Origin of the sequence: Corynebacterium vitaeruminis (assembly GCF_001054325.1) — a bacterium.
GTDB lineage: Bacteria > Actinomycetota > Actinomycetes > Mycobacteriales > Mycobacteriaceae > Corynebacterium > Corynebacterium vitaeruminis_A.
On sequence record NZ_JVVM01000022.1, the window covers coordinates 101,001 to 126,942 of the forward strand.

Consider the following 25,942-nt stretch of genomic DNA (forward strand, 5'->3'; position numbering starts at 1 on the left):
GTGCTCCGCGCCGCTGACCCGCAGCTAGGCCCCTCAGCCAAGGCTCCCCGCGACTTCACGACACCTATGTCACCTCATGCCACCTCCACAGCTGGCACAAGGTGACACCTGTGTCGTGAAGTGGGCTTTGGGGCTTGGTGGAGGGGCGCCGGAGCGCCGCCTAACCAGCGCATTAGGTCCCGCAGTACGAGTGAAAGGCACCCAACTCCTGCGGCGCTGGCTCGGTGAACTCATCAGGGACGTCTTGCGGCTCAAAGGGCTTTGTTACCGCCTCCACCAGACGCTGGTAGGTGGCCATGTCGCCCACCGCTGCTGCCGCCAACGCTTCCGTGACCAGGTGATTTCGCGGAATATACAGCGGATTGGTCTCCCTCATCAGAGCCAGGGCCGTGGGCTGGTCGATTCCCAGCTCGCCCCGCGTCTGCTTCCACAACTTCGCCCATTCAGCCGCCGCAGTGGGGAATTCCGGGTCATCGGACAGTGCGGTCAGTGCAGCCAACGCAGCGGGTTCCTCCCCATCGCTACTGGCCAGAACCTCAATCAGCGCCCGGTGAGCATTCGTGTGGTCAAGCCCAAACTTCGCCAGCAACGCCTGCCACTGCTGAACGAGGGGGATGGCCAGGGGGTCGTCGTAAAGCGAGGGGAGAATCCCCAACTTGGGCAGCCACCTGCGGCTGAGCGCATCGGTGAACTCGTCGGCGAATTCGCCCAGGATGTCGCGGGCGCGTGCGAGGGCGTCCTCCAGGGTCCCTGCGAAATGCGGCAGCAAAGTCTCCGCGAGCTTCGACATGTTCCACCCGGCGATCGTTGGCTGGGCGCCGTACGCGTACCGACCACCGCGATCAATGCTGCTAAACACCGCCTGCGGACTGTGCGCATCCAGAAACGCGCACGGCCCAAAATCGATGGTCTCACCCGCGATGCTGGCGTTGTCGGTATTCATCACGCCGTGGACAAAACCGCAGGCTAGCCACGCCGCAACGAGATTCGCTTGCCGCTTGACGACGTCCCGGAGAACCAACTCCGCCGAAGCCCCGTAGCCATGTCTCTGCGCGGCGAACTCGATGAGCCGATCCATGATGCCGGTGTCTGCCCCGGAGCGTGCGGCCAGTTCGAATGTTCCAACTCGCAGGTGGCTGGATGCTACTCGCACAATGATGCCGCCCGGCTGGAGTTCGGTGGTGGGTTCGGTGTTGTCGAAAGGGGTTTGCGAGCCACGGTGGATTTCCTCACCGGTTTTGATGACCGCCAGCGCGCGGGTGGTGGGGATGCCGAGCGCATACACGGCTTCGCTGATGAGGTATTCCCGCAGGGCGGCGGTCAGCGTGGCTTTGCCGTCGCCGCCACGGGAGAAGGGCGTGGGGCCTGTGCCTTTGGCTTGAATCTCGTAGGACTGGGTGCTGTCGCTGTGGGGCGTCTCTTCGGGGTGGCTGGGTTGGTTGGGATGGCTGGGTTGGTTGGATTGACTGGACAGACCGGTCAGGCCCGGTTCACCCTCGACGGTGGCGAGCAAGAGCGCGCGGCCATCTCCGAGTAAGCCTGCGAAGTTGCCGAACTGGTGGCCGGCGTAGGCCGTGGCCACAGGAGTTTCGTATGCACCGGGTGGGGTGCCGGTGCCGTTGCTGACGCCATGGCCAGTGAGGAACCTCAGGCCAGCGTCCGACCTAAGCCACTGCGGGGAGAGACCGAGTTGGGTCGCGAGCTCGTCGTTAAGCATGGCCAGCTGCGGCGATGGGGCGTCAAACCCCTGCTGGTCGATAGTGAACTCAGCCAGTGCGGTGGGTAGATCAGCAACTTTTCTAGCCATGTGCGCAGTTTAACGGGTAGTCCGGAGTGAGAATGTGCGCTTTTATGTTCAGGGATTGCCGAGGCGAGCGGTGTCCTCTTCAAGCTGGCCTTCCAAGCGGCGTTGGAGCGTTGCTCGCCACCGCTCCGGAAGTTCCGGGGCGGCGAGGAGACGGTGGATGCCCTCGATGTCCTGGCGGTCGATGTTCATGACGCGATTGGTCTCTGCAACAGAGACGGCGTTTGGAAGACGTTTGACCAGCCGCATGGTGTCACCTTCAGCGATGGTGCCGGGATGAAGGACCCGCAGGTAGTAGCCGGAACGGGACTTCGACTGCATGAGCCTGGGCAGTCGGCGGTCACTCCAACGTGCCGAGACCGTGGCACACGGACGACGCGGTTGCGTGACCTGGACTGTCAGATCGTTCAGTTCGAAGATGTCACCCAGATAAACCACCTGGTCAGGAAGGTCTTCTAGCGTGAGATTTTCGAAGAAAGCGCCCTCCGGTAAATCGAATCCATCAGCCGCCCACTGAGCCATGAACTCCAATGGGTAGCAGCACATCGCTTTGTTTGGTCCGCCATGGACCTTCAAGTTGCCTTGGGCGTCGCCGTCAAGGCCGTTTTCTGTGGCTATTACGCGGTCTGCGCGTGGTGCTTTGGCCGCGCCGGTGCTGATTTCACGGCCGCTCCACTTTTGCGTCACTGCCGGGCCTGTGCGGACTCGGCGCACTCGGCCGATGAGTTCTGGGAGTTGGTGGCTCGGCTGTGGGTGGCTTGGTTGTTCCTGGCTTGGTCGTTGGTGGCTTGGTCGTTGGTGGCTTGGCTGGGTCTGCGGGCTCATGTTTTGAGTCTGCCATGTGACTGGAAGCGTTTTAGCCAGAAAAGGAGAATTTATATGCGCCTTTTGGAAGTGCGGTAATGGCATCAAACCAGCGTCCGCGCGGTGTCGTTGAGGCTGCCAATGCCTTACGAATCATGCCCGCCGCCGAGCCGTCAAAGATCGCATCCCACGTCAGGTGGATGATGGCGTAGCCGAGGTTGGTGAGTTGGTAGTCGCGACGCCGGTCATGCCAGATGCTTGCTGTGCCCGCGTGGTGTTGGCCGGCGCCAGCGCGCGTTTCTGATTGCACTGTTGATTGCATTCTCGATTGCGCAGTTGATTGCGCGGGCTCGTACTTCATCCGCCCGTCGCACTCGATGATGATTCCGTGAGCCGGAAGCAGGAAATCCACACGCGCAACGAACACCCCGGCCTCATCTACTATTCGCGGTTGCTGCACAAATGACAGCTTTAGCTCCACGAGCAACGCCTTTGTCACCGACTCAAATGCACTTTCCGACCACGGCGATGCCACCATCAGCACCTCCAGCATGCGGGGCCCACGCACTCGACCCCGTTGGTCGTGCACGTGGGGTAAGAAATCAGTACTGGAAATGGCCACGTGCCGCGGCGCTGCGAGCTGCGGAAACTCCTGTTCAATGTCCCAATTTGGTGGCTTAAAGCGCGGTGGCGCCTCCGGCCACGGCAGGGCTTGCTGAGGCTGCATTCCCGTCGAGCCAAGTGTTCCGACCGAGCCACGCAGGGCGCCGTCGGCAAGCGCGATAGCTTCGGCAAAGCGTCGAAAGACCTCGGGTTTGCGGCGCGTGGCGTCGTCGACGCGCGGCTGAGCAGCAGCGATATCAACCACGGTTCGCGCCAGAGTAGTGACCCGCGCGCCATCGATGGTGGTCGTGGCACTTGGGGGCAATGTTAAGTAATTCTGGTGAAATTGCAGGCCATGGTGTGTTTTAAGTGTCGACGACCCACTTTTTACACTGGAACTGAGCGTCAGCGTTTGCGGAATATCGAGCAGTGGCAGGCCATGTATCAGCGCTGCTGCGATTCCGGTTAATACGCGATCTGGGTGTGCCTGTGAAATGGCAATGCATTGAATCCGTGCCCGGATGAGTTCCGCCTTAATGGCAAGAATCCCTCGTGGAAAATCGCTGTTAGATGGCCATATTCGTGCATCCGCGTAAGTGCCCCGAAACAACTGAACAAGTTCACCGCGCTCGACCGCCCGGCTGAGAATCCCTCGTGCTGTATTTCGGCTGATATGAGTCTGTTCTCGCAGGTGCACAATTCCGGAGGAATTGAAAATGAGCTCGCTCGTTTTCCGCATGGCGGACATTCTCATCGATGGTGCGGAAGCCCGCTGGCCAAAGACCGTTGTAAATCAACTTTCTGTGGATAGTTTTCGGACTGTGGATAACACATCAATTGAGCCAGACTGCAGATCCAAAAGTAACGGTTAAAGGCGTTTACAAGAGGCAAAATTACCTAGACTCGCATGTTTGGTGCCTTTTTTGCCCAAATCCAGGGAGCTGACCTGGGAGTTTCTTATTTGAAGCCCACCAAACATGCGAGTCTACGTCAAAACACCCCTGTTAAATGGCGATAACCGTTGTTTTCGCTTTACGACGGATCCAAGTCCACCAACCTTCCCGCGAAAAGCCGAAACCCCGACCCGCAGTTTGTTAAAAACTGCCGGTCGGGGCTGGTTGGTGTGCTGTATGGCCGAAGCCGTATGAACTAGTGAACTAGCTAGCCGAGGTGAAAAGAGCCCTACTTCTTCAGGGACTCCGGAGCGTTGAAGCGCTCGCCGTGCTTAGCAGCCAACTCTTCGGCGCGCTCGACGAAGCCTGCGACACCGCGGCGCTCCGGGTGAGCTGCAGCCGGGTCGACAACAGTGGCGCCGTCGTAGTTCTTGATGAACTGGCGAGTACCACCGGTCCAGGCCGGGTAGCCGATACCGAAGATGGAGCCGATGTTGCCGTCGGCGTCGTGAAGCAGAACGCCCTCGTCGACGCACTTCTGAGTCTCGATGGCCTCGATGAAGAGCATGCGGTCGACCAGCTCCTGCAGGTCGGTGTCTTCCGGAGCGATCGGGGTGATGTTCAGCTCCTCGCGCAGCTCGTTGAACAGGCCCGGCCAGAGACCGGAGCGCTTGCCGTCGACGTACTCGTAGAAGCCCTTGCCCTCGAGCTTGCCCGGGCGCTCGAACTTGTGCAGCATGGCCTCGACCAGAGCCGGCACGCCGCCCTCGTCCAGGGGCTGACCTGCAGCCTCGGCGGCAGCGCGGGTCTCGCCAGCGATCTTCTCCATGAGCTTGAGGTTCAGCTCGTCGGCAAGCTGGAGCTGCGGTGCTGGGTAACCAGCCTGGCGGCCAGCGGCCTCGATGATGGCCGGGTCATAGCCCTCGGCAACCATGCGCAGAGCCTCGTTGATGACGGTGCCGATGACGCGGGAAGTGTAGAAGCCGCGAGAGTCGGTGACGACAATCGGAATCTTGCGGATCGCAACAGCGAAGTCCAGCGAAGCGGCGAGGATAGCTGGGTCGGTGTTGTCGCCGGAGATGATCTCGATCAGCTGCATCTTGTCCACCGGGGAGAAGAAGTGCAGGCCGATGAAGTCCTTCTCACGCTTGACGTGGGAAGCCAGCTCGGTAATCGGCAGGGTGGAGGTGTTGGAGCCCAGGATGCAGGTCTCCGGAACTGCGGCCTCGATCTCGGCGTGAACCTTGTGCTTGAGGTCGGTGTTCTCGAAGACGGCCTCGATGACCAGGTCGACGTCGGACAGGTCATCGTAGGATTCGGTCGGCTTGATGCGGTTCAGCAGTGCTGCGGACTTCTCCTCAGTGGTGCGACCGCGCTTGAGAGCCTTGGCCTCCAGACCCTCGGAGTAGGCCTTGCCGCGCTCGGCGTTCTCCAGGGAAATGTCCTTCAGGACAACTTCCATGCCAGCCTTTGCACACACGTATGCAATACCTGCGCCCATCATGCCGGCGCCGACAACGGCAACCTTCTTGAACTCGCGCTTCGGGTACGGGGTGCCGTCAGCTTGCAGCGGACGGGAGCCGCCGCCCTGAGCGTGGTTGAGGTCGAAGAAGAACGCCTGCATCATGTTCTTCGACTGGGTACCGGTGACCAGCTCGGTGAAGTAGCGGGACTCGATACGCAGTGCGGTGTCGATGTCGACCTGAGAGCCCTCGATGGCAGCCTGCATAGCAAGGCGCGGAGCCTTCATCGGGGAGCCCTTGAGCTGCTTGGTCAGGTTTGCCGGGAAGGACGGCAGGTTCATTGCGAACTTAGGAGTCTTCGGGTCGCCACCCGGGATCTTGAAGCCCTTCTCGTCCCACGGCTGTGCTGCCTTGGCATCTTCGCTGGTCAGCCATGCACGAGCAGTGTCGATGAGCTGCTCCGGAGCAACAACCTCGTCAACGAGGCCAGCTGCGAGAGCCTTGCCCGGGTTCATCTGCGCGCCGGTCAGAATGACCTTCATCAGCGCGTCCTGAATGCCCAGCATGCGAACGACGCGGGAGACGCCGCCGCCACCCGGCAGCAGGCCGAGGGTGACCTCCGGCAGGCCAATCTTGGAACCGCGGGCATCGGCAGCAACGCGGTGGTTAGCAGCCAGTGCGACCTCGAGGCCGCCGCCCAGTGCTGCGCCGTTGATGGCAGCAACAATCGGCACCGGGAGCTTCTCCAGGCGACGCAGGGAAGCCTTCATGTCCTCGACCATGTTGAACATGTCAGCTGCATCGTCCTCAGTGGCCTTGGACATCTGCTTGATGTCGCCGCCTGCGAAGAAAGTCTTCTTCGCAGAGGTGATGATAATGCCCTTGATGGAGGTCTCAGAGCCGTCGCCAATTTCGTTTTCCAGGCGCTCCACGGTGGCGCGGATGTCGTCCTGGAAGGTCTGGTTCATGGTGTTGACCGGTGCATTCGGGTCATCCATGGTGAGGGTGACGATTCCGGCGTCGTCCTGATCCCACCGGAACATGTTATCTGTGCTCATAAATCAGTCAGTCCTTTGTGGTTATCGCGGTGTGACCGCGGTAATTGTCGCTGTGAGTTTCGTTCCGGTTTGCTTTAGACGCGCTCGATGATGGTTGCAACACCCATGCCGCCAGCCACGCAGAGCGAGATGAGGGCGTAGCGGCCACCGGTGCGGTGCAGCTCGTCGATTGCGGCGCCGGTGATCATGGCACCGGTTGCACCCAGCGGGTGACCCATGGCCATTGCGCCACCGTTGATGTTGAGCTTGTCGTAGTCGATGCCCAGGTTCTGCTGAGCGTGCTTGACGACGGCGGCAAACGCCTCGTTGATTTCCCACACGTCGATATCGTCGACGGTCAGGTTTGCCTTGGCCAGTGCCTCGCGGACAGCCGGCTCGATGCCGGTCAGCATGATGGTCGGCTCGACACCATTGACTGCGGTGGCGACAACGCGTGCGCGTGGGGTGAGCCCCATGTCAGCGCCGGCCTTCTCAGAACCAACCAGGGTCAGTGCAGCGCCGTCGACGATGCCGGAGGAGTTACCTGCGTGGTGGACGTGGTTGATGCGCTCGAGCTGCGGGTACTTCTTCAGAGCAACTGCGTCGAAGCCGCCCTGCTCGCCCATCATGGTGAAGGCTGCGCGCAGGCCGGAGAGGGACTCTGCGGAGACGCCTTCGCGAATGGTTTCATCGCGGTCGAGGATGGTCAGACCGTTAGCGTCCTTGACTGGGACGACCGAGCGGTCGAAGCGACCCTCAGACCATGCCTTTGCAGCACGAGCGTGGGAGAGTGCTGCCATCTCGTCGAGGGACTCGCGGTCAAAGCCGTCGAGCGATGCGATCAGGTCAGCGGAGATACCCTGCGGGACGAAGTCGGTCGCGAACGAGACCTGTGCGTCCATTGCCATTGCGCCACCGTCGGACATCATTGGCACGCGGGACATGGACTCCACGCCACCGGCGAGAACGAGCTCGTCCATGCCGGAGCGGACCTTCTGAGCAGCCAGGTTGATGGCGGAGAGGCCGGAAGCGCAGAAGCGGTTGATCTGGACACCGCCAGTGCGGTACGGCAGACCTGCGGTGAGTGCTGCGGTACGGGCAATATCCGCACCCTGGTCGCCGACTGGGCTGACGCAGCCCACGATGAGGTCGCTGATGCGCTCTTCGTCCAGGTCAGGGAAACGATTGCGGATTTCGTCGATGAGGCCGACGAGAAGCGATACCGGGCGTACCTCGTGGAGGGAGCCGTCCTTCTTGCCCTTGCCGCGCGGGGTGCGAATTGCCTCGTAGATGAAGGCTTCGCCGCCCGGCTGAATGGTGGCGGAAGTCATGTGTTTTTACCTCACAGATTCGTCGTAAAGTGTCGTGCGTCACTCTATAACGAAAGGCGGACTGGCGGGGGTGATTTGAGGGGTGTTGTAGGGAAAAGCGGCCAACCGCACCATTTCACCTGCGGTTATGGGAGAAACCGGGGGTAATTACATAAGTAGTTTTGGATGGTGGGGTCGGTCTGTCATGTGTCCCGGATAGATCTCATTCTCTACACGCGCGGAGATATCTCCGTTAGGTTTAGAACCTCGATACCGCATAGCAAAATCTGTTTCAAGTGTGAACTCAAGCAATTGGAGCTGCGATGAAAGTTTTGAAAGATCAGTACGATATTGCTGTCGGCGGCAGTGCGTATATCCGAACAACAGAAGGGGAGTGGGTCATCCCTGCTACAGGTGAGGAATATACGATAGAAGAGCTAGAAGCCCTGGATTCAGAATTCAACGCATAACACGGATATGAATCGGCTTGGAGAGATGTTCGCTCGAATCTCTGCGCTAGGTCACCCCTTATCGCTTCCGCAGCACCAGCACCAGGTTCGACACCGCGAACTCGCGCAGCCCCGGCACGTGCACCATCCACCAGGCCCACCACGGGTGGTAGCGCGGGAAAGCGGCCAGCAGTTCGCAGTCACCAGCCTCCGCCGCAGCGCGCGCCCACTTCAACCCTTCACCGCAACCGACCTTGAACAGCGACTCGCCAAAGTAGTTCTTCGGCCGCTTGCCGTGCTTCTTCTCATACATGCGCCGCGCGCGGTCGCCGCCCAGGTAATGCGTCATCCCCATCTCGTGACCACCGAACGGGCCGTACCAAATGGTGTACGAGTACACGACCAGCCCGCCCGGCTTGGTCACGCGCAGCATTTCCTCACCCATCGTCCATGGCTCGGGTACGTGCTCGGCAACGTTCGACGAGTACGTCAGGTCAAAAGCATCATCGCGAAAAGGCAGCTCCAGTCCCGATCCGCGTACCGACGACTCCAGCTTGATACCCGCCGCCGCCATCTCGCCCACATCGGGCTCACAGGTGTAATACTCCACGCCACGCTGGGCAAACGCGCGGCCAAAGTACCCAGGGCCGCCGCCGACATCAAGGATGCGCTTGCCACGCAGTGCGGTGTTCGTCGTAACGCTTGACGACGTGCCCGCCGGCCCTCCTGCGCCCGCCGACCCCGCCGCACCATCCGCCCCAGCCGCGATGCCCTCCAGGAGACCGATGGTGTCCTCGGCCAGGTGTCCGTAGAAGATGTCGGGATCGGTTTGCTCGTATTTGAAGTCGTTGAGCAGCCCGAATGAGCGCGACAGCGTGGCGAAGCTGCGCAGCTCCCTTAGGGCAGGAGGAACAATAAAATCGGGGAAGCGAAAGCTGGTCACGTCAATCAATCTAATGGACTAGATGGGCTGTGGAACATGGATTTGAGCTAAAGCGGCAAAGAAAGCGCCACCGAGCGTTAAGCTCATATTGTTATGAAAATCTTACTGTTGTGTTGGCGTGACACTGGCCACCCCGAAGGTGGAGGCAGTGAGCGCTATTTGGAACGCGTTGCGGGTTACCTTGCCAGCCAAGGCCACACCGTGGTGTTCCGCACGGCCAGCTACCCAGGCGCACCGGCACTGTCGCGTCGTGACGGAGTGACTTTCTCCCGCGCCGGTGGAGATTTTTCCGTCTACGTGCGCTCTTGGACCGCGATGCTGGGGGCTAGATTTGGCGTCGGGCCAATTGCCAAGGTGCTTGGTGGCAAGCCCGATGTCGTGGTTGATACCCAAAATGGCGTCCCCTTTTTCGCTCGGATTTTCTCCGGCGCGCCGACGGTGTTGCTGACACATCACTGCCACCGCGAGCAGTGGCCAGTGGCGGGCCCGATTATCAGCAAGCTTGGGTGGTTCATCGAATCGCGGTTGTCGCCGATGATTCACCGTCGCTGCCGCTACATCACTGTTTCCGAGCCAAGTGCCGCTGAGCTGGAAGAACTCGGAGTGTCTCCGGGGCGAATTGCGGTGATTCGCAATGGAGTGGACCCGATTCCGCAAGAGGTGCAGTCAACCGAAATCATGGCTGACCTGTCCGAGTGCGACGGCCCAGCACCCCATCTGGTGACGCTGTCGCGGCTGGTTCCGCATAAGCAGATCGAGCACGCCATCGACGTGCTCGCGGATCTCGTTCAGGATCGCCCAGGTGCGATTCTCGATGTCATTGGCTCGGGCTGGTGGCACGACAATCTCGTGGAATATGCCCGTGACAAGGGTGTATCTGACCACGTCGTCTTCCACGGGCAGGTCACCGAGGCGGATAAACATCGCATCCTCTCCCGGGCGTGCCTGCACCTGATGCCGTCCCGCAAGGAGGGGTGGGGGCTCGCCGTCATTGAATCGGCGCAGCACGGCGTGCCGACGGTCGGTTACCGTTCCTCGGCGGGCTTGCGCGATTCGGTCAACGACGGTGAAACTGGCCTGCTGGCCAGCGATGAAGCTGATCTAATTACCAAGACACGACAGATTCTCGATGACGGTGAACTGCATTGCGCAATGTCCAAGGCCTGTGTCGCGCGTGCTGCGGAATTTGGCTGGGATAAAACTGGAGAGGCGGTCCTGAAAGTCTTGGAGAACCCAACTCTGGACAAGCTGCTACCTGCGGCGGGGCAGTAGCGCTTCCAGCAGTGCTGCGAGTAGCCCAGCGAGCAGGCAAAGCGCCCAGATTCCAAAGGTCAACCACGCAGCCGCGTAGGCACCCTGGCTCGGTCGCGTGGTCGGCTTAATAACGCCGGGAACATGATATAGCTGCAGGTCAGCGGTGGTATAAACCGGATCCAAAGCTGCCACAATGTCAGCGGAGTCACCGAAATTGCCGGGCGAATTCTCCACAAGGACCCAGCCAATGCCCTGGTCTCGAAGGCTCTGGAGGGCTAAATCAACCTCAGCCGGCGACGTCGCACCGCCGAGTAGCGTTCGTTCAACGGTTGTGGCTCCCTCGCCGGATACTGATTGCCCCGAGACGATCAGCTCGCCAGAGCTCACCACCGGCGCGGGCAAAATCTTCGTAGCCGGATCGAGCACAGGACGCCCATTAATGATGCGATAAGAACCGGCAGGAAGAACCGCAACGCTATCGTCGTCAAGCGCGACGACACCGGAAACCGCAGACCACCCCTCCCACGACGGAATGGGGCGCAGTGGAGCGACATCGGCGGGTAGCGTGGGGACAGCCGCGATGATGATGAGCGCGCTGACCCCAGCAGCCAGCCACTGACCAACATCGGCAGTGGCGCCACGCGCGCGGCGCGCCAGGTACTCCGCACCACTAGCGGCGAGAATGACATAGGCGGGGACGGCGAGTGCGATCCACTTCTGGGCATCGCGAAGTAGACCCGCACCCGGGATATGCTCCAGCGCCCAGCCCATCACCAGAATGCCCGGCGTTGTCGCGGCGAGAGCGACGAGCACAATGCTCACGGCGCCGGCAATCATCAGACCCCGCCAGCGCTCCCGCGAATCCCAGACACGACGGAACCCCAGACCCATGAGTACCAAGAGCACCAGCACCATAATCGCTGAAAAACCGGCCTCGCGAGTTAGCGGCACAGCCTGCTTATTCCAGATGCCACCCAGCCCCAACAGGCTGCCGAGCGTGCCGACGTGAGCCTCTGCTCTGGCCGCAAATGCGGCAGCGCCAGCCGCATCGGAGGGCCCCGCCGCACTGGGGTTCAGCAAAGATGCGATCAACCACGGCGAGCTGACCGCTACTGTTGTGGTCGCGATCCAGGCGCGATCGCGGTTATTGCGGGCGGCGACAAGGCCGGTGATACCAGCCAAAAGAGCACCGGTCGGTGTGAGACCCGCTGCGGCAATGACACTGGTGCGCCACAAAGCACTGCCCATCTGCGTTGCCAGAACAACTGCTGGAAGTAGCAATACAGCGATGACCAGTGACCACTGCCCCTGCAGTAAGCGCTCGACCACGAACGGGTTCCAGAGCAGCATCGTCGGTGCAATCAGTTGGCTGACCAAGCTCGGAGTCATTCGAACAAGCCCCGAACCAGGTGTGGCACTGGCGCCGGCGCCAGCGCTGTCGAGTGTGAGCCTGCGGGCGAGCTCAGCAGCTGCAAGGCCGCCGATTAAGCAGGCGCCAACCATGGCAAAGCGCACCCAATGGCTGGCATCCACAAAGTAGCCCAGCGCCCACAGGGCAGTGTCCTGCGGAACTGCTCGTGCCGCAGCGGGGCCGAGCCCCAGGGCTGCGTCGGTAAGCGGTGGGTGATTGGGGATGACCATGTCGCGCAGCAGAAACATCGGTGCCCCAAAGCGACCCTCATCCGGTGCCTTGTGCGGGATAAAGAGCGGCCAGCACACGGCAGTGGTCAGCATAAGAATCCACGACAACACAAAAACCCAGGCGACTCGCTCCGAGTGAGAGCGAGCCGACTGGGTCAAAGTAGTGCGGAAACGTTGCGTCACGTGCCCTATATTAAATTATTTTTAGATTCCCTCAGTGAAACTCGGTGTAAGCGAGTGTCTGAGGAATCCTAGCGGTGCCGTAGCTTGGCCTCTTAGGCAGACTTGCTGCGAATACGGAAGCCAATCACGATCAGGACCAGGCCGAGGATGCCGAGAATCCACGGTGCGACAGTGCCACCGATAGTCAGCGACTTACGTGCGTCCTTCGCGCGGTCCATCTGGCGACCCTTGGAGTCTTCGTCCCACTGAGCGGTGTACTTCATTGCGGTACGGTTTTGCTCCTTGGCCTCCTTCTCACGGCCAGCCTTAGAAGCAATCTCTTCGGCTTCCTTCTGATCCTTGGCGTAGAACATGAACATCTCTTCAGTACCGTTTACAATCACGCCAGAAGTCGGCTCGACGCGAACAGTACGGACGTTGGTGTAGTAACGATCCATCTCGACGTCGTCGTCACCCTCCAGGCCCCACTTGTGAGCCGGGAAGCTCAGGCGCATGGAAGCCAGCGAGGACTTGTCGGCCTCGGTGAGTTTGCGGCCGTCACGAGTGAAGTGCTCGGTCAGGGACTCGTAGAGGTTCTGCGGCGGAATCGTCATGGAGTACTTGTAGACCTTGACGCCGTCCTGAGTTTCCTCACCGACGAAGTCGATCTCGAAGTTACGCATCGCCTGGACGTCGTAGTACGGGTAGGACTTCTTCTCAGCGCCAAACGGGAACTGGTACTGGATGCCCGGACGGGTGAACGTCGGCGGCTTGGTGTCCGAACCGCCCTGCGGTGCGTTAATAGCAACGCTGGAAATCGGGTCATCTACCGGGTACGCAGTGCTGCGGTCGACAGTGATGCGGTCAAGGGTCGCATTGATGAGGTTCTTCGGCTCTTCGCGGTCATCGCGCAGCAGAGTGGTACCGACCTGGAGGGTTGCGATCTTGTCGTCAGCCGGCTCCTCAATCTCTACGTGGCGCTTCGACTGCATAGGAGTCTTGTCGTTGATGAAGCAGTGGATCGGGAGGTCGCGCTTCTCTTCGTCCGTTTCTGCCTCACAGCGCGGGTCATTCTTGCGGTTTGGTGTTGGCTCATTCTTGCCCAGCTGGCCGGAGTCCAACAGAGTGCCGTCGCGCACCTCCGTGATGGTATCGCTCACAGTGTCAAGCGGGATGACCCGGAGGCGCGGCACCAGGAAGGTTGGCAGAAGGACGGCAATGACAATCAATGCAGCACCGATAATAATCAGTGCATGTCCGAGAGTTCTCTTCATCAGCGGATAGTCCTTTAACTGTACGTAACTTTCTGCTGCAAAACCTAGCAGGAAGTTAGGAGCGTTGTGGTGTGTTTTTTAAAAATAACTTGTCAGGAAAACAAAAGAATTTTGGAAAAACCGGCCTGAACAGGACTTATTTCATAATAAAATACAAGTGATTTTACTCATTCCGGTCTCCGTGTAAGAAAGTACTATGACATCCAAGGCATCTGAGGCAGCGCCGAACGTCGAGCTAGCCTCCGCGACAAATGTAGCGCCGAACTCCGCGCCGAGCACCAGCTCGCACACCGGGTCAGGCTCGTCGTCAAGCTCGGCCACCACCTTCCGTCCGGGCTTCCTGCCCTCGCTGGAGGGCCTTCGTGCTGTGGCTTCGATGGGTATCATCGGCACGCACGTCGCATTCCAGACCGGGCATGATGTGGGGGCGCTGTGGGAGCGTGTCCTCGGCCGCTTCGACTTCTTTGTGGCCGTCTTCTTCGTGCTGTCCGGATTCTTGCTGTGGCGTTCTCACCGCTCGGGTTACGGCGGAATCCCCCGTCGGAAAGCGCTGGCTGATGCTGACGGTGGGCGGAAAAAGAGCTGGGCGAAGTACTACAAGAAGCGCGTCGCGCGCATTATGCCTGCCTACTGGGTGCTGGTACTTATTGTGCTCATCGTACTGCCGGTGGGCCGTGGGGCGGATCTCAAAATTTGGATGACAAACCTGACGCTGACGCAGGTTTATTTCTCCGGCTCGCTGCACGGTGGGCTGACGCACCTGTGGTCGCTGTCGGTGGAGGTCGCGTTCTACATCACGCTGCCGCTGTTTGCCATCGCACTGAGCCGGTTGGACCCGCATCGCCAGCAGGGGCGTCGCATAGTGGCACTTACTCTGCTTGCGATTTTGAGCTTCGGCTGGCCCTACTTGCCGCTGCCGTACCCGGACGGCGTGAACCCGCATATCCAGCCAATTGCGTACTTTTCATGGTTCGCCGCTGGCATGATTCTCGCCGAACTGGAATCGCTCCAAGGCGTCGATACCGATGCCGCACGCGCGAAGGTGGAAACCATGCAGCGCTGGGCTCGCCGCCGCCCACTGTGGCTGGCGATCGCCGTTGGTGCGCTGGTCCTGGCTTCCTACCTGGGGCCCGAAGGGCTAGTCGAACTGACCAACTGGGAATTCACCCGCCGCCTGCTGTGCGGTCTGGTCTTCGGTGCCGCCATCATCGGTCCCTGGACGATGGCGCCGGAATCGCGCTTCTTCGAACACCCCATCATGCAGGCGCTGGGACGCTGGTCCTACGGTATCTTCCTCTGGCACGTGGCGATGCTCTCCATCGCATTCCCGCTGCTTGGTGTGAAGCTATTTACTGGCCATCTTCTCAGCGTCACCATTGTCACGGTCGCACTGTCGATTCCGGTGGCTGCCGCCTCCTACGCGCTTGTCGAGGAACCCGCACGTCGCTTCTTCGCACGAGTCTGGGTCAACCGCTAACAGTTTTTAACCAGCATCATTGCCGGTGTCGTCGGCGTCATTGTCGGCGTTGTCATCAGCACCGTTGCCCGAAAACATCGAGCAGCATGCCACAATCGTCAGCGCCGCCGTCAGCAGTAACTGCAGCGGCCAGCCAGCGCCGGCGTAGTCATCCTTTGGCCACGGGTTCGCCGCCAGCATCATGCCCGCAATCGTCATCGTCGCAGCAAGCGCCACAATCAGTGCGTTTCGCACGTTCAGCCACGGCTTGACGACGTCCCCACGCTTCCGTGCCCAGAAAGCTCCACCAAGGGTAGCGGTAACCACCACGAGGGCAACGACCACGCCAGGCCAGCTGGATACCAATGTCACTGTCGCGGCAGCGGCAATGCCAATAGCCGCCCGCGGCAGGTCATTGCCCAGCGAAGCCCTGGGAATCGGGGAGGGGTGAGCGAATCGTCGCCAAGCGTATGCCAGCCCCACAGTGACCAGCGCATACACGGCTGCGAGTGCGCCGCCTGCGAGGATTCCAGTCCGCCAGGTCTGCTGCGGTGGGTAGGTCAGCTCGACTGCGCCACCAACGCCAGCCGGAATCGTCCAACCCTGCTGCCATCCAGAGACTGTTACCGGATTCATGGCGGCACCTCCGACTCGCAGCTCGTGGCCCGCATTGACGGAGATGGGCAACCACACAATGCGGTCGCGGTCGCTAGCACCGATGGTGCCACTCAGATCGATTGGCGTGACCTGCTGCTGCTCGGCTGACGGCGCGAAGTAGTCGGTCGAGGTAAGTGATACCCAATCGGACTTGGCATCGATGCGCCATGGGCCCGGCGAGAGCTCAATCTCTTCGCCACAGGTCAGCTCACGGTGATCAGAACCGTCACCGCGCTGGAGGCTGGCCCACGGATCTCCGATGTTGCTGCGGCAGGTGTCCGCATCGACCTTCACCTTTACCGGCTTCGGAACAGTGAACAGGCGCACCAGCGTGCCCTCATGAATCTCTTGACCAAAGACCCAACGCTGTGCCAGCGATGAGGAATTCGGCACCACCGGGACACGAACCGGAGTGAGGTCCTCCGCTATGTCCTTGTCGGAAAGCTGGGTCTCCGCATCGGAATCTGGGGTAGTAGTTTCGTACGCATCGAAATCAGTGTCCCGCTTTGGAATCACCAGCCTCAGCTCGGAAATAGAAAAGCCTACAGGGGCAATCTTTGCAGTGATAAGTACAGATGTGGTCTTGCCGCCAGGCAGTGGAATACGAGTCGTCTCACCCGGGACCAACTGTACGGAGCTGGAGGCCGTATCAGTCTGGATGCGCAGTTGCACTGGAACGCGAGCACCGGTCAGGACGAGCACCGCGTTGTCGGTTGGCTTCTTCCAGGAAAGCTTGACCCACTCAGCCTGGCTCTTACCCGCCAAGGGTTCCCACCAGGTGGAAGTGTCGCCGTCGAGCATTGCGTTGACGGAGTGGTCGGCGGATGCACCACCGACGTTGTATGGCTCCGAGGCCGACGACGAAACCTCAATTGTGGCCCGGCCCGTTGCCGTCTGCGTCAGCGGAAGCCCAGCGACGGGGTAGTTCGGAACGAGGTTGCGGACATATGAATCCTCGTCTTCGGCCAGGATTGCCGACTCCGCGCCAACGACTTCACCGTAGTTACGGCCGCGGCGTGCAGGAGTGTCGGTGACCGTTCCGGCATCCTTGCCAGACAGAATGCGCACTGGGGCATCGGAATCGACCTCATCAAGCCGCGGGAGCACCTCGGGACCACCGGCGACCAGCGGCACCTGCGCGGTGTCCACCAAGCGCGGTGACAGAGCGTGATTGCGCAGTTCCTTCGGTCCTGCACCCCAGATCTGGATAGCAGTATGGCCGTCCTCGTCCGCAAACTCTGCCACCTTTTCCATGGTCGGGGAGTCCTGCAGCGTGGAGGTAATGGCGCGCAGTGAATCGCCTCTTGATGCCACTCGCAGGTCGTGGCGGACCAGTACATAGCCGATGCCATTGTTGCGCAGTGTGGCGTCCAGCGCCGGTACTTCACGCCCACGAGTCAGCGAATTGCGCAGACCATCGAGGCCGCGAATCGCCTCTGGAGGCGCCAATGGCACGGTATCGCGGACGGCCCAGGGGACGTCGGCAAGCGGCTGGAGTGGTTCGTCACGAGTATTGCCCCACGTCTGATCGGCAAACGGTGATGACGGTACGACCAGCGTGCGGGTGTCCTCGCCCTGCTTGTTCAGCCAATCGGCGGCCTCGTGCCAGTAGCCCGGAACCTCGGAAAAACCTCCTGCCGGAGCTAAGCGAGCACTCCACGCAGGTGCGGTGGCGCTAGCGAGAACCACCAGAACCAGCATCGATGCGATAGCGCGCGGGTGCTTCTCCGGGTGCAGCCACTGCTGCCAGCCGATGGTCGCTTGAGCTGCGGTTGGCACCTTGGCATCGGTGTTTTCGGCGTCAGCATCAGCACTCGCCTTCTCCGCACGGTCAATCGCAGGTTCCCGCCACGGCCATGGCAGCTGCGCTGTCGCATGAGCGAAACCGATAACGAGCGGCAGGCGCACAATAGTGTCGAATTTGTGCAGGTTGCGTACCGCTGCGAGCGTGGAGTCGAGCATCTCTCGAGCCGATTCCCACACCAGTCCGAATGGCTCCGTCCAGGCCGCCATGATGACAAGGCCGATGAGCATCATCAGCAGCCACATCCGGCGCAGCGGCAGTGAACGCATGACCAGGCCAAGCAGTCCGATTGCTGCGACAGCCATCGTGGCGTAGATCAGAATTGGCTCCGCGACCAGCGCATTTCCACCCACGCGCTCAAAAGAGACAAACGGCGTCCACGAGGTAGCGCCGCGCAGCGTCTCGCCGAGGCTCAGCCAGCGAGTGGTCACACCGGAGGACTCAATGTAGTCCGTAAACGGTGGTGAGTACTTGCCCAGCAGTAGCAGCGGCACGATCCACCACATGCTGACCGCCGCGCACGCAGCCAGCCAACCGCCGAGCATCGCCCATGCGCGCCCACGGCGGGGTCCCGTAAAAGCGAAGAAGAGCAGCATCAGTCCGGCAGGGATGCAGGCCGCAGCCGTACTGACGGCGTTGACTGCGCCAGTGCACAGTACAGCTAGACCGGAAAGCAACACAGCGCGGGTGGTCGCACGCCAGGGCAGCTCTTCGCGCCGGGCGGCAACCCGCAGTAATGGAAGGAGGATCCATGGCGCTAGCGCCACAGGCCAGGTCTCGGACGAAATCGCGCCCAACGTCGTAATTACGCGCGGCGACAATGCGTACAACAATGCCGCCAGCACGCGCGAGGTATGCGTGCCGACGCCGATAGCTTCGGCCACACGATATGCGCCGGTAAAAGCCAAGCAGAGAGTGAGACTCCACCACAGCGCCTGGATAATCCAACTGGGCGCTAATACGTCGGGCAGCAAACTGAACAGGGCGAAGAATGTGCCCTGCGGAAAGAGGTAACCATAGGCCTGGTTCTGGAGCTGCCCCAGCGGCATGGTGTCTGACCACATGTTAAGCGATGCGGACAAAAACCCGATGGGGTTTTCCGTCAGGTCGTGCTTGGTGTCAGCGACAGTTTTGCCGGGGGACTGAATGAATGCCAGTAGGCACAGCAAAGCCCACCAGGGTACAAGCACGCGCTTACGCGCTCGAACAAAGGTGGGCATAGCTTTAAAGGAGGGCTAGCGTTAAAGGGTTAACGCTGACCGTATTCGACACCGCCAAGCAGAGCGTCATCGGTGGAAACAGCCTGTGCTTCCGGAATTCGGTCTTCGGTCAGAGCCTGGCCGATGCCGAAAATTGCGGCACCACCGAGAAGGGCGCCAATAAGCGCCGAGGCCAGGGCGGGGCCAACGCTACGACGCTGCTCGGAATCAGTTTCGTATGCCATGTTGAGGACTCCTCGTGTGCATTAAGTCAATACTGTTTATAAAACTACACTCTGTGACTTCTGTAAACCAGTGGAACAGCTGGGAATCCTTCCCTGCCTTGAATTTTGAGTGGCTTCAGCGGTCATTGAGTTTTCTTAGTTGAGAGGTTATACCATTTTCTATCAGCTAAGTAAGTTTTTGAAAATTTTCTAAAAATTATTCCTTTTCCCCCGGAACTACGAGGACTGGGCGACCAGCATTCTTGAGCAAAGCGTCGGAGGTCGAGGCAGTAAATAGTCCGCGCAGACCAGTGACGCCACGAGTACCGGAGATAATCACACCCGCATCGAGGTCGTGAGCTGCGTCGACGATGGCCGACCAGATAGTAGTTTCGGTCTCTACCAGGTATGGCTCCGCGACGAAGCCGGCCTCAGCGGCAATCTGCACGCCCTCACGGCAAATGCGCACAGCCTCGTCGTGAGCCGGATCGCCGTCTTCAGTAGTGGCATCCCAATCAGGTTGCATCATGCCTGAGGCACCAGCGGTACGAGCTGCAGCGCGCTGCAGGGGCTCCCAAGCAGTCAGAATGTAGGCAGTTTTGACGCGCAGCAACTTTCCGGCGTAGGCCAGTGCCCGCTTGGCTTCGTCGGAGCCGTCGTAGGCAATGAGCATGGAATCAGAAATCGGTTCAACCATTTTCAGTTCGATCCTTACGTCAGAGATAGCTGGAAGACTGTCAATAGATACAGAAAAAGAGATGTCGCTGTAGTCCAGGATAGGGCAACAGCGACATCGAGTACGTCAATTTTTCAGGCTACTCCCGGCCATTGGTGGCAGAAGCACTGAACTAGCCGAACAGGCGTCCGAGGAAACCGCGGTTTGCACCAGCCGCCTTAATTTCTTCATCGGTGTGCTTTCCGCCGCACCACTGATCTGCCGGAACAGTTGCCTTTACCTGGTCGATGTGCTGCCCGCAGCCAGCCCAGGTCGTCTTGTGGCAAACATTGCATTCAACGGGTCGACACATACTTCATCAATCTCCTTGAGGGGCGGCCAACCTGCCTGCTGGCCAGGGGTAGGGGCGTGAGGGCAATGCCGTTTCACTACCGAAAATTATCCCCTATTCAAGTGGAAACGATAAATCGACCGGGGGAGTCGTAGCCGGCTAGAGAGGCATTAACAGGAAGCGGTAACGTCCACTGTTATGGCAATAGAAGAAAAACCGGGGCAACCACAACCAAAAGCTACTGGTACCTCGAAGAATGCCATTACACTCGGCGTTCCCATCCTCGTCATAGCAGTAATCGTTGCGGCGCTGAACTTGCGCCCGAGTATCGCGTCGATCGGCCCGGTGCTCGATCAGCTCCTTTCCACCCTCGGTGCATCCTCCGCCTTTGGTGGTCTGATTACGGCCATTCCGGGGCTCGCGTTTTTCGCGATTGGGTTGTCTGCGGTGTCCGTCGGCAAGCGCATGGGGCTAAGCGGCGCGCTCACACTGTCAGCGGCGTTGCTATTCGTCGGCCTTGCGGTGCGACCGTGGGTGAGCAGTATCTGGCTATTCCTACTGTTCACTGCGCTGTCAGTTGCTGGTATCGCGCTGGGAAATGTGCTGCTACCTGCGTGGATTAAGGTGCACGGCGGCCGTCATACGGTCGTGCTGATGATGCTGTATTCCAGCATGCTCGCCCTCGGTGGCGGCCTGGGGCCGGCGACGGCGTTTTTGATTAGCGATTCACCCGAAGCGTCCGCAGGCAGTATCGACATGTGGCGCTGGGCGATTGCCGCATGGGCGATTACCGCCCTGGTGCAGCTCGTCGTGTGGGGTCCGCTGCGTGCGCGCATTGGATTCGACTACCCGAAGGCACCGGTCAGCTCTTCGGCAAATACACCAATCTGGAAGTCGCCGACAGCCATTGCACTGGCGGTCTTCTTCGGCGTGCAGTCTATGAACGCCTACGTTCTCATGGGCTGGATGCCGAAAATGCTTATCGACGCTGGCATCAGCGTCAGCGTAGCCACCGCAGCATCCATGCTCGTCCAAGGGTTGGGCATCATCGGTGGTCTGCTGATGCCGCCGCTGATTGCACGGCTTCGTACCATGTCCTACGTCGCTTTTAGTCTCGGCTGTCTTTTCTTCCTCGGCTATCTGTTGATGATTCTTATCGACCAGCGAGGAGCGGCAGCAACTGGTGCGGGATACGCTATCGGCGCTGCGTTCCTGCTGGGTGTGGGTGGTTTTTGTTTCCCCATGGCTATCGCGCTGATTCCAGCTCGCACTCGAAGCCATGAGCTGACCGCGCGGTTGTCCGGCTTCGTGCAGCCAATCGGCTACATTTTCTCCGCAGTCGGGCCATTCCTGGTGGGCGTGGCCGCCGGAACCGCGGAAACATGGACCCCCATTCTGATTGTGCTGCTTGGCACCACCGTCGTGCTTGCAGTGCTTGGACTGATTATCGGTCGGCCAACGTTCATCGATGACGAATTGGCCGACCGTGGTATCGGAGAAAAGAAGTCGGGGCGTATTCAGCTCGACTGAATTTAGGGGAGTCAGCTCCACTGTTTTTGGGCGCGGGCCAATTTAGCTTTGAAACTATGACAAAGAAAAAGAATTTAATCGCGCTGGCCTGGAGTTTTATTCTCGGACTGCTGTTCATTCCGGGTTTGATCGTCTCCGTCGTTCTTCTGCCCTGGATTCCGCTCATCGGCCGCGGCGCCGACTGGCTCTCTCGTATGGCGGCATCGTGGTCCGGCACTCCAATCCCCAATCGTGTGACAAATCGCTGGTTCGACATCCGTAACTTCGTCAACCTACTCGTCCAATTGGTCATTGGGTTCGTCACCTTTACAGCGTGGGTCGGCGGTGGTTTTACTGTCGGAGTGCTCTTCGCTGCACCTTTCCTGGTTGACGAACTGGAGTTTTTCAGCTGGACTCTGACGGATCCCGCGCAGAAGATCACTGTTGGCTGGGTTTTCGCAATCCTCTTTTTGGTGCTGACCATCGCCATCAACCTCGGTGCCGGCTTGCTGTCCATTTGGCTCTCCCGCGTCATCCTCGCACCATCCAGCGAAGAAGTCAGCCAGTCCCGCGACGTGCTCATTGGCTCCTTCTCCGGTGAGCGCCGCCGCATCGAACGCGAGCTTCACGACGGCCCTCAGCAACACCTCACCGCCTTGAAACTCAACATTGCCGCTGCTCGCATGGGCAAGACTGAAGAAGAGGTAGCCGAGGCGCTCACCGCCGCCGATAACAATGCAACGCAGGCGCTTGCACAGCTGCGCTCCGTGGTGCTTGGCATTGCCCCGCCGGTACTGTTTGAAAATGGACTGGTCGCTGCCGTGAGGGAGCTGGCAGCGCACGCTGGTATGGAGGTTTCCGTCCGTGAGGACGGTGTCTCAGACTTCGGGCCAATTGATGAAACCACAGCTCTGCTCGCCTACCACTGCGCAGCGGAGGGGCTGACCAACGCCACTAAACATGGCCATGCCCATCGGGCTGACATCACTCTCGCGGTTCAGACTCCGAAGAAGGCGCTCGTGTCGCATCTCGGTACGCTTATGGTCACTGTGCGCGACGATGGCGTAGGGCTCGAAGAACCAACGAGTGCGGGCGCTGTAGACGTCGTAAAGCATGGTCGGGGCACCGGCATTGCGGGCCTGCGCGAACGGGCGGCAGCGCTTGGCGGAACCGTGTCGCTCGCCAACGCCGACGGCGGTGCTGAATTGCGGTTGGAACTGCCCGTTCGTCAAGGAAGGACACGATGAAAGTACTGCTGGCCGAGGATTCCGTGCTCCTGCGCGAGGGGCTGACCGGCCTGCTGCGGGCGTTGGGGCACGAGGTCGTCGCCGTCGGCGATGCAGATCAGCTGCTCGCCGCTGCTGAAGGGCAGGTGTTCGATGTCATCGTTACTGACGTTCGGATGCCGCCGAGCATGCGTGACGACGGCCTGGTCGCGGTATCCACATTGCGTCAGAGCAACCCCAACCAGCCAGTTGTCGTGCTCAGCCAATACGTGGCGGCCAGTTACCTGGATCGCCTGCTGCAGCATGGTGGCTTTGGGTACTTGCTGAAAGAACGTGTCTCGGATGTCGAGCACTTTGTCTCAGCACTGGAAGAGGTACGAAGTGGCGGTACCGTGGTTGATCCTGAAGTGGTCGCGACGCTGCTTACTGCAAAGCAGTACGGTATCGCCACGCTGACTCCGCGTGAGCGCGAAGTGCTCAATCTGATGGCGCAGGGGCTCAGTAATAAGGAAATAGAAAAACGCCTGGTACTAACCGCAGGCGCTGTGAGTAAACATGTGGCAAATGTGTTCTTGAAGCTGGGTTTCCAACCGGAAGATACAAACCGTCGTGTCAAAGCCGTGTTGCGGTGGCTGAGGTACACCGCGCCGTCGACTTAGGCTTTGCCGTTGTCTTTGGTTTAAACTGCGCCCTACGCAAAAGCCCCGCGCCGACTCCTGCGAAACTGGAGTCGATGCGGGGCTTATAGCTATCTAATTGGCGTTACTGGGCTTCAGCAGCAACATCAGTTTTAGCGACTACCTGAGCATCGCCGAACTGCTTATTGAGGTTCTCACCCTCCACATCCACAGCGGGGATTATCTTGTCCAGCCAGCCCGGAATCTTCCAGGCGCGCTCGCCGAGCAGGAACATCATGGCCGGGATGAAGGTCATGCGGACAATGAAGGCATCGAAAAGCACAGCGGCTGCCAGGGCAAAGCCCATGACCTTAATGAACGGCTCATCCATCAGGATGAAGGCGGCGAACACCGAAATCATAATCAGTGCGGCAGCGGTGACCACGCGGGCACCGTGCTTGAAACCGTTGGCCGTAGCATTACCGGCAGTCTTGCCATGGGCCCAGCCTTCACGCATACGGGTAACCAGGAACACCTGGTAGTCCATGGCCAGGCCGAAGACGATACCAATCAACATGATTGGCAGGAAGGAAATCAGCGGCTGCGGGTCATCGATGATGCCCAGGGCGCCTTCCTGCCACAGGGCGACAGTGACACCGAAGGTTGCGGCCACCGACAGTGCGAAGCCGATAGCTGCCACCAGCGGTACCCAAATGGAACGGAAGACGAGCATCAGCAGTAGAAAGGCCAAGACCAGCACGATGCCGATGTAGGGCAACACCACGTCGGAAAGCCGCTGCGAGATGTCCTCGTACATGGGCGAGACACCGGTGATGGAGTAGCGGGCGCCTGTGGCCTCGTTGTACTTGTCCTCGTTATCGCGAATGGATTGCAGCAGGTCAGCGGCGCGCTCATCGGTCGCGCTGTACGCCGGGGTAATCAGAATCTGGGCGGCATCACCGAGGTCACGCGGATCCTGCGGATTGCCATTAGTGGCAATGACCTGCGCGTTCACCACGCCCTCAACACTTTGTAGCTCTGCTAGAGCGGCCATCATGGCGTTCTGCTTTTCCGGTGCGGCGAGCTCCTTGTAGCCCACCAGTGCCAGCATCGGGGAGTTGCGACCGGGGCCGAAAGCGTCTTCGGTCATTTCATATGCCGTGCGGTTGGGCGTGCCCTTGGCCATCATGCCGTCAGAAGGCATGGCCAAGCGGAGATTTGCAGCGGGGATGGCCAACAGAATTAGGACAACTGCCGTACCAAGGACGAAGGCCAGCGGACGCTTGCGCACGATGCGGACCCACTTCAGGCCCATGGTCGGGGTGTCGTTCTCCGGGTCCGGAGCCTTCACAAACGGCACGCGACCGGCGAAAACCTTGGTGCCGAACAGGCCGAGAATAGCCGGCAACAGCGTGATGGCAACGAGCACCGCCATAGCGACAGTGAACGCCGCGGCCAGCGCCATTGCAGTCAGGAACGGGATGTTGATAATTGACAGCGCCGCAAGTGCAATCAGCACGGTGAGGCCTGCGAAAACCACTGCGGAACCAGCCTTGCCGACTGCCAGGCCAGCCAGATGTGCACGCTCATCGTGCGGGACCTTCTTTAGCTCGGCGGCCAGGTCCTTCGGCTCAAGGTTGGAACCATCGACGTGTGCAACCAGCTCATTGCGGAAGCGAGCCAGGATAAACAGCGCGTAGTCAATGCCGACAGCCAGGCCAATCATCGATGCTAGCGTCGGCGTCATGGTGGAGATGGTGTCGGTGAAAGCGGTGGCGGCGAAGATGCCCGCCATGCCAATTCCTAGGCCGATCACGGCCGACAGCAGTGGCAATCCAGCGGCGACGAAGCTGCCGAACGTGACAATCAGCACGAAAGCGGCCACGATGATGCCGACAATCTCCGCAGTAGCAGAAATCTCGCTCATCTGGAACGCGTTACCGGACCAGGCGACGTTCAAATCGCCCTTGTGCTTATCGACGGTTGCGGTGAACGCATCCCGGACATCTTTATCGATATCCATACTGGTAGCAGCATCGAAAGTCACGGAAATGGTGCCGGTGGTCCTATCAGCACTCAGTGGGGAAACGGCCTGCAGATTCGCGTTAATCTGCTCCTCGGGGAAGCCCTGAGCTTGCATTGCCGGTATGGCCTGCTGCTTCATGCCCTCGGCCGCCATCATGGGAGGGACAATTTCTTCGGTCTTCGTCAGACCTTCGGTGCCCCGCATGGCGGCGACCAGCTCGCTGACCTCGCCCGCAATAGCTGGGTCCTCGAGAGTCTTACCCTCTGGAGCTTGAATGACCACAGTGCCCGTTGGTGCGAGTAGCTGGTCTTCGTCAGTGGCGAAGCGCTGCTGAATCTCTTTTTGAGTTTCAACGGACTCGAGGCCTGGGAAAGTGAAGTTTTCCGACGTGCCGTTGTACAGCGTTGCGGTCGCGGTACCCATGCCCGCGATAAGCAGCAGCCACACAATCAGGAAACGCCAGCGGTGAAGATAAGCTGATTTACCGATTTTGTACAAAAAGGAAGCCATGGCGATAACGTTTTCAAAAATAGGCGATCTTTCCTATCAATTATAGCGTTGACCACTAGATATAGGGATT

19 protein-coding genes are annotated in these 25,942 nt (G+C 59.9%); 6 read left to right on the forward strand and 13 right to left on the reverse strand.

Annotated elements, in window-relative coordinates; genetic code table 11:
• Positions 1 to 172: 172 nt before the first annotated feature.
• The 5 genes from ADA16_RS06410 to ADA16_RS06430 all read right to left on the reverse strand — a co-directional run bounded on the left by ADA16_RS06410 (position 173) and on the right by ADA16_RS06430 (position 7,935).
• Positions 173 to 1,807, reverse strand: a complete 1,635-nt coding sequence (locus tag ADA16_RS06410) for a protein adenylyltransferase SelO family protein (RefSeq protein WP_048760216.1) — start codon at positions 1,805 to 1,807, stop codon at positions 173 to 175.
• 48 nt (positions 1,808 to 1,855) lie between these two features.
• Positions 1,856 to 2,713 carry an MOSC domain-containing protein gene (locus ADA16_RS11450; RefSeq protein ID WP_342626530.1) on the reverse strand — a complete coding sequence of 286 codons (858 nt, stop codon included), beginning with the start codon at positions 2,711 to 2,713 and terminating at the stop codon, positions 1,856 to 1,858.
• Positions 2,661 to 3,959, reverse strand: a complete 1,299-nt coding sequence (locus ADA16_RS06420; RefSeq protein ID WP_161797591.1) for a type IV toxin-antitoxin system AbiEi family antitoxin domain-containing protein — start codon at positions 3,957 to 3,959, stop codon at positions 2,661 to 2,663. Before ADA16_RS06420 ends, ADA16_RS11450 begins: the two co-directional genes overlap by 53 nt.
• A 434-nt stretch (positions 3,960 to 4,393) precedes the next feature.
• Positions 4,394 to 6,625, reverse strand: coding sequence for a 3-hydroxyacyl-CoA dehydrogenase NAD-binding domain-containing protein (locus tag ADA16_RS06425; protein ID WP_048760221.1), 2,232 nt, complete (start codon positions 6,623 to 6,625; stop codon positions 4,394 to 4,396).
• A 74-nt stretch (positions 6,626 to 6,699) separates the two neighbouring features.
• Positions 6,700 to 7,935, reverse strand: a complete 1,236-nt coding sequence (locus tag ADA16_RS06430) for an acetyl-CoA C-acetyltransferase (protein WP_048760224.1) — start codon at positions 7,933 to 7,935, stop codon at positions 6,700 to 6,702.
• A 302-nt stretch (positions 7,936 to 8,237) separates the two neighbouring features.
• On the opposite strand from ADA16_RS06430, the gene ADA16_RS11180 reads away from it, so the two are divergent.
• Entirely contained in the window at positions 8,238 to 8,384 is a 147-nt protein-coding gene (locus ADA16_RS11180) for a hypothetical protein (protein WP_161797592.1), read from the forward strand.
• Positions 8,385 to 8,442: 58 nt separating this feature from the next.
• Here the strand turns inward: ADA16_RS11180 and ADA16_RS06435 are convergent, their stop codons facing one another.
• Positions 8,443 to 9,306, reverse strand: coding sequence for a class I SAM-dependent methyltransferase (locus ADA16_RS06435; protein WP_239659376.1), 864 nt, complete (start codon positions 9,304 to 9,306; stop codon positions 8,443 to 8,445).
• Positions 9,307 to 9,399: 93 nt separating this feature from the next.
• Here ADA16_RS06435 and ADA16_RS06440 point away from each other — a divergent pair, with 93 nt between their 5' ends.
• Positions 9,400 to 10,578 (forward strand): glycosyltransferase family 4 protein, encoded by a 1,179-nt coding sequence (locus ADA16_RS06440; protein WP_048760225.1) that lies wholly within the window; start codon positions 9,400 to 9,402, stop codon positions 10,576 to 10,578.
• Here the strand turns inward: ADA16_RS06440 and ADA16_RS06445 are convergent.
• A complete protein-coding gene (locus ADA16_RS06445) occupies positions 10,558 to 12,384 on the reverse strand; it encodes a hypothetical protein (RefSeq protein WP_048760227.1) in 1,827 nt (608 codons plus the stop codon). The genes ADA16_RS06440 and ADA16_RS06445 overlap by 21 nt on opposite strands.
• Positions 12,385 to 12,476: 92 nt before the next feature.
• Positions 12,477 to 13,637 carry a DUF3068 domain-containing protein gene (locus ADA16_RS06450; protein WP_016421597.1) on the reverse strand — a complete coding sequence of 387 codons (1,161 nt, stop codon included), beginning with the start codon at positions 13,635 to 13,637 and terminating at the stop codon, positions 12,477 to 12,479.
• Between the two features lie 196 nt (positions 13,638 to 13,833).
• Here ADA16_RS06450 and ADA16_RS06455 point away from each other — a divergent pair, with 196 nt between their 5' ends.
• A complete protein-coding gene (locus ADA16_RS06455; RefSeq protein WP_048760229.1) occupies positions 13,834 to 15,114 on the forward strand; it encodes an acyltransferase family protein in 1,281 nt (426 codons plus the stop codon).
• Positions 15,115 to 15,120: 6 nt separating this feature from the next.
• On the opposite strand, the gene ADA16_RS06460 is transcribed toward ADA16_RS06455, so the two are convergent.
• The 4 genes from ADA16_RS06460 to ADA16_RS06475 all read right to left on the reverse strand — a co-directional run bounded on the left by ADA16_RS06460 (position 15,121) and on the right by ADA16_RS06475 (position 20,005).
• Positions 15,121 to 18,774: an alpha-(1->3)-arabinofuranosyltransferase domain-containing protein gene (locus ADA16_RS06460; protein WP_048760231.1), complete on the reverse strand. Its 3,654-nt coding sequence runs from the start codon at positions 18,772 to 18,774 to the stop codon at positions 15,121 to 15,123.
• A gap of 29 nt (positions 18,775 to 18,803) precedes the next feature.
• Positions 18,804 to 18,998, reverse strand: coding sequence for a DUF2613 domain-containing protein (locus ADA16_RS06465; RefSeq protein WP_005510537.1), 195 nt, complete (start codon positions 18,996 to 18,998; stop codon positions 18,804 to 18,806).
• 196 nt (positions 18,999 to 19,194) lie between these two features.
• On the reverse strand, positions 19,195 to 19,674 hold the full coding sequence (locus ADA16_RS06470; protein ID WP_016421594.1) for a universal stress protein: 480 nt from the start codon (positions 19,672 to 19,674) through the stop codon (positions 19,195 to 19,197).
• Between the two features lie 151 nt (positions 19,675 to 19,825).
• A complete protein-coding gene (locus ADA16_RS06475; protein ID WP_016421593.1) occupies positions 19,826 to 20,005 on the reverse strand; it encodes a hypothetical protein in 180 nt (59 codons plus the stop codon).
• 177 nt (positions 20,006 to 20,182) lie between these two features.
• Between ADA16_RS06475 and ADA16_RS06480 the strand changes: the two genes are divergently transcribed.
• The 3 genes from ADA16_RS06480 to ADA16_RS06490 are packed head-to-tail and all read left to right on the forward strand — an operon-like array spanning position 20,183 to position 23,378.
• Complete coding sequence (locus ADA16_RS06480; protein ID WP_016421592.1) at positions 20,183 to 21,514, forward strand: MFS transporter; 1,332 nt, start codon at positions 20,183 to 20,185, stop codon at positions 21,512 to 21,514.
• 56 nt (positions 21,515 to 21,570) lie between these two features.
• Entirely contained in the window at positions 21,571 to 22,740 is a 1,170-nt protein-coding gene (locus ADA16_RS06485; protein WP_048760233.1) for a sensor histidine kinase, read from the forward strand.
• Complete coding sequence (locus ADA16_RS06490; RefSeq protein ID WP_048760236.1) at positions 22,737 to 23,378, forward strand: response regulator transcription factor; 642 nt, start codon at positions 22,737 to 22,739, stop codon at positions 23,376 to 23,378. The genes ADA16_RS06485 and ADA16_RS06490 overlap by 4 nt, the downstream gene beginning before the upstream one ends.
• Positions 23,379 to 23,481: 103 nt before the next feature.
• Here the strand turns inward: ADA16_RS06490 and ADA16_RS06495 are convergent, their stop codons facing one another.
• The gene (locus tag ADA16_RS06495; protein WP_048760240.1) at positions 23,482 to 25,872 is read right to left on the reverse strand and encodes an MMPL family transporter; all 2,391 of its coding nucleotides are present in this window, start codon (positions 25,870 to 25,872) and stop codon (positions 23,482 to 23,484) included.
• Positions 25,873 to 25,942 lie beyond the last annotated feature (70 nt).

Excerpts from the sequence above, each read along its gene's own strand:
- ADA16_RS06420 (WP_161797591.1), bottom strand. The coding sequence starts at position 3,959 with ATGTCCGCCATGCGGAAAACGAGCGAGCTCATTTTCAATTCCTCCGGA.
- ADA16_RS06430 (WP_048760224.1), bottom strand. The coding sequence starts at position 7,935 with ATGACTTCCGCCACCATTCAGCCGGGCGGCGAAGCCTTCATCTACGAG.
- ADA16_RS06440 (WP_048760225.1), top strand. The coding sequence starts at position 9,400 with ATGAAAATCTTACTGTTGTGTTGGCGTGACACTGGCCACCCCGAAGGT.
- ADA16_RS06480 (WP_016421592.1), top strand. The coding sequence starts at position 20,183 with ATGGCAATAGAAGAAAAACCGGGGCAACCACAACCAAAAGCTACTGGT.
- ADA16_RS11450 (WP_342626530.1), bottom strand. The coding sequence starts at position 2,713 with ATGCCATTACCGCACTTCCAAAAGGCGCATATAAATTCTCCTTTTCTG.
- ADA16_RS06485 (WP_048760233.1), top strand. The coding sequence starts at position 21,571 with ATGACAAAGAAAAAGAATTTAATCGCGCTGGCCTGGAGTTTTATTCTC.
- ADA16_RS06410 (WP_048760216.1), bottom strand. The coding sequence starts at position 1,807 with ATGGCTAGAAAAGTTGCTGATCTACCCACCGCACTGGCTGAGTTCACT.
- ADA16_RS06470 (WP_016421594.1), bottom strand. The coding sequence starts at position 19,674 with ATGGTTGAACCGATTTCTGATTCCATGCTCATTGCCTACGACGGCTCC.
- ADA16_RS06465 (WP_005510537.1), bottom strand. The coding sequence starts at position 18,998 with ATGGCATACGAAACTGATTCCGAGCAGCGTCGTAGCGTTGGCCCCGCC.
- ADA16_RS06450 (WP_016421597.1), bottom strand. The coding sequence starts at position 13,637 with ATGAAGAGAACTCTCGGACATGCACTGATTATTATCGGTGCTGCATTG.
- ADA16_RS06490 (WP_048760236.1), top strand. The coding sequence starts at position 22,737 with ATGAAAGTACTGCTGGCCGAGGATTCCGTGCTCCTGCGCGAGGGGCTG.
- ADA16_RS06455 (WP_048760229.1), top strand. The coding sequence starts at position 13,834 with ATGACATCCAAGGCATCTGAGGCAGCGCCGAACGTCGAGCTAGCCTCC.
- ADA16_RS06425 (WP_048760221.1), bottom strand. The coding sequence starts at position 6,625 with ATGAGCACAGATAACATGTTCCGGTGGGATCAGGACGACGCCGGAATC.
- ADA16_RS06460 (WP_048760231.1), bottom strand. The coding sequence starts at position 18,774 with ATGCCCACCTTTGTTCGAGCGCGTAAGCGCGTGCTTGTACCCTGGTGG.
- ADA16_RS06495 (WP_048760240.1), bottom strand. The coding sequence starts at position 25,872 with ATGGCTTCCTTTTTGTACAAAATCGGTAAATCAGCTTATCTTCACCGC.
- ADA16_RS11180 (WP_161797592.1), top strand. The coding sequence starts at position 8,238 with ATGAAAGTTTTGAAAGATCAGTACGATATTGCTGTCGGCGGCAGTGCG.
- ADA16_RS06475 (WP_016421593.1), bottom strand. The coding sequence starts at position 20,005 with ATGTGTCGACCCGTTGAATGCAATGTTTGCCACAAGACGACCTGGGCT.